Source organism: Photobacterium japonica (assembly GCF_050337005.1).
In the GTDB taxonomy this organism is placed as follows: domain Bacteria; phylum Pseudomonadota; class Gammaproteobacteria; order Enterobacterales; family Vibrionaceae; genus Photobacterium; species Photobacterium japonica.
On the sequence record NZ_JAKJSN010000115.1, the window covers coordinates 1 to 3,063 of the forward strand.

The window sequence follows — 3,063 nt, forward strand, 5'->3', positions numbered from 1 at the left end:
ACTTTTGCCTCGATAGCTCAGTCGGTAGAGCAGAGGATTGAAAATCCTCGTGTCGGTGGTTCGATTCCGCCTCGAGGCACCATATTTAATCTCACACGGTTAACGTGCGAGAAGAAAGTAACAATTCCCCTTTAGTTCAGTTGGTAGAACGGCGGACTGTTAATCCGTATGTCGCAAGTTCAAGTCTTGCAAGGGGAGCCACATTAGTTTTAAACCTTCGGGTTTGAAATAATAAGAATAAAAATGCCGACTTAGCTCAGTAGGTAGAGCAACTGACTTGTAATCAGTAGGTCACCAGTTCGACTCCGGTAGTCGGCACCATTTTTGAAACCTCATCTTTGATGAGGTTTTTTTTTGCCTGTCATTCGCACTGTGAACCTGCTCCCATATTGAGTTAAACACGGTGATTGATTTACACTAAAAAACAACGTGTTATAAACAACATAATGCAACCAAGGGGGACGTCGATGATCGCGTACCAGCACCGCCCTCCCTTGACGGTAACACACACGCAGAGTTCACTCTGTATGAATGGATTTCCACCTCACTCGACGCAAATAGGTTGCGCTGACACTCATGGCCATCAAACTCTCAATTGAGCGCTTAACCGAAGGTTTATACATCAAACTCCCCCTGCAATGGACGGATCACCCCTTTCTGCTCAATCACTTTAAAATCAAAGATCAGCAACAAATTCGCCTGATAAAAAATCTGGGGGTGAAATACGTTTATCTGATCCCTGAGAAAAGTGAATCCCAACCGCTGCCGCCTGAAACGCCACAAGATGACATTTCCGAACAAGAGAGCCGCTTTCTCGAAGCACAAGCGGAAAAGTTATGGCAGGAAAAACAAGGCCGTATCACTCGCCTGAAAAACTACAAACGCAAGCTGCAGCAGTGTGAAAAGAATTTCAGCCGCTCCATGGCCCAATTGCGCTCTGTGATGGGGAAAGTCAAAAGCCGCCCTGTCACCGCCGTGAAAGAAGCCGAAATGCTGGTCGAAGAGATGGTGGATGCGTTGCTGGAGTCTGACAACGTGGCCTTGCACCTGATGAATGACAACAAAGAGAATGAAGACATTTACTGTCATTCGCTCAATGTCACCATCATGTCGATGATGCTGGCGCGTTCCTGCGGCCTGTCGCAGGCCGACATTAAAGCCATTGCGTTAGGGGCGATGTTCCATGACATGGGCAAATTGAAAGTGCCTACCGCCATTTTGCGTAAAACCACCCCACTGACCGAGCCTGAGCTTAATTACCTTAAACTGCACACCAAATACAGTGTGGATTTGGCGAACCTGACGACAGACTTTCCCGACAGCGCCAAACCGATTTTAGCGCAGCACCACGAAATGCTTGATGGCAGTGGCTACCCTAAACAGCTAAAAGGGGATGAGATCGATCTCAAGGCGCAATTGGTCGCAGTCGTGAACAGCTATGACAACCTGTGTCACCCGCAAGATCCCGCCAAAGCACGCATTCCCTACAGTGCCCTGTCGCACCTGTTTAAGAACCGCCGAGAGCAGTACAACAACGACTATCTTGCGTTATTAATCCGTCTGTTGGGCGTTTACCCACCGGGCAGCGTGGTGCAGTTATCTAACCAACAATTGGGGCTGGTCATTTCCGTCAATGCAGACAACCTGTTGCATCCCAATGTGTTACTGTACGATCCGAGTGTGCCGTCCAACGAAGCGCCGATCATCGAACTGGGTGAAAGCAACTTACGTATCGAGCAAGCCATTGCGCCGAGTAAATTACCCGAGAAGGTTTACGCCTATCTGAACCCTCGTGTTCGCATTGCCTACTATTTCGAGTCGGATGACTGATCCCCGTCCTCGTCTCTCTCGATAGACATAAAAAAAGCACGCCTCGTCAGGCGTGCTTTTTTATGTGCTTACTGTGTCGCACTTACCAGCTGAACATGTCTTTAATCCACTTGGCTGGCTTGTTGCTGTCACAGAAGGCTTCCACGTCCCCGTCTTTATCCCACAGCGGCAACGCGTACTTACCGGTGCAATCGCGCGATAACGTGCCGTTAGGTTGCTGGGTAAATTTCGCTGACGTCAGTTTATTCGGCCAAGACAAGATTAACGGCGCAGGCTGACGGCCTTTCAGGTAATCGCTGTACAAGCGCAATGCCCCTGATGACCCCGTCAGGTTCACCGACGTATTATCATCGCGCCCCATCCAGACGGTCACCACTTCGCGGCCATCAATCCCGACATACCAGCTATCACGGGATTTATCCGTGGTGCCGGTTTTTCCCGCTAACGTCGCCCAGCCAAATTGCGGCTGTAAGAAACGGGCTGTACCTTGTGATACGACGTTCTTCATACCATACGTTGTCAGCCATGCAGCTTGCTCAGGCACGCTCTGCGCGGCTTTTGGCACCCATTGGTACAGTTGCTTACCTTTTTGGTCCACCACCGCACGCAGGGCGGTCAGCTCGGCTTTACGGCCACCGCTCGCCACGGCCTGATACATCTGCGTCACTTCATACGGCGTCAGGGTAAACGCACCCAATAAAATCGACGGCAGTTTCGGGACTTCATCGCGATCCACACCCAGCTCGGCCAGCGTATCAATCACGTTATTGAGCCCAACCGCCATGCCGAGGTTCACCGTCGGCACGTTCAGCGACTTTGCCAAGGCGTAATACAGCGGCACTTCACCGCGGAATTTGCGATCGTAGTTACGCGGCTGCCAGCTGGTCCCGTTACTGCTGCGCATGGCAATCGGTTTATCTTCCAGCGTACTGGCCAGCGTAAACTGATCCGGATGACGCAATGCCGCCAAATACACCGCCGGTTTCACCAACGAACCGATTTGACGACGGGCATCCAACGCACGGTTAAACCCGGCAAACCCCGGCTGACTGCCGCCGATCATGGCGCGGATCTCACCGGTTCGGCGATCCGCGGCCACCAAGGCCGTTTCCACCTCACCACCGGCTTTCTTACTCAGCAACGGCACCCTATGACGCACAGCTCGCTCGGCTTCTTGTTGGGATAACGGATCGAGGGTACTGAATACCCGTAAGCCCACCCCCGGTGTGAAGT

Annotated in this window: 2 protein-coding genes and 3 tRNA genes; 4 read left to right on the forward strand and 1 reads right to left on the reverse strand. The window is 51.7% G+C overall.

The genetic code is table 11. From position 1 onward, the window contains the following. The first annotated feature begins 6 nt into the window (after positions 1 to 6). The 4 genes from L4C36_RS23465 to L4C36_RS23480 all read left to right on the forward strand — a co-directional run bounded on the left by L4C36_RS23465 (position 7) and on the right by L4C36_RS23480 (position 1,830). Positions 7 to 82: transfer RNA gene (locus L4C36_RS23465), tRNA-Phe, on the forward strand. Positions 83 to 125: 43 nt separating this feature from the next. After that, positions 126 to 201, forward strand: a tRNA-Asn gene (locus L4C36_RS23470). A 44-nt stretch (positions 202 to 245) separates the two neighbouring features. After that, a tRNA-Thr gene (locus tag L4C36_RS23475) sits at positions 246 to 321 on the forward strand. Positions 322 to 576: 255 nt separating this feature from the next. Then, positions 577 to 1,830 (forward strand): cyclic di-GMP phosphodiesterase, encoded by a 1,254-nt coding sequence (locus L4C36_RS23480; protein WP_428480186.1) that lies wholly within the window; start codon positions 577 to 579, stop codon positions 1,828 to 1,830. Between the two features lie 82 nt (positions 1,831 to 1,912). Here L4C36_RS23480 and L4C36_RS23485 read toward each other — a convergent pair. Further along, positions 1,913 to 3,063 (reverse strand): penicillin-binding transpeptidase domain-containing protein (locus L4C36_RS23485; protein ID WP_428480187.1); only part of this gene is annotated, 1,151 nt, incomplete at its 5' end.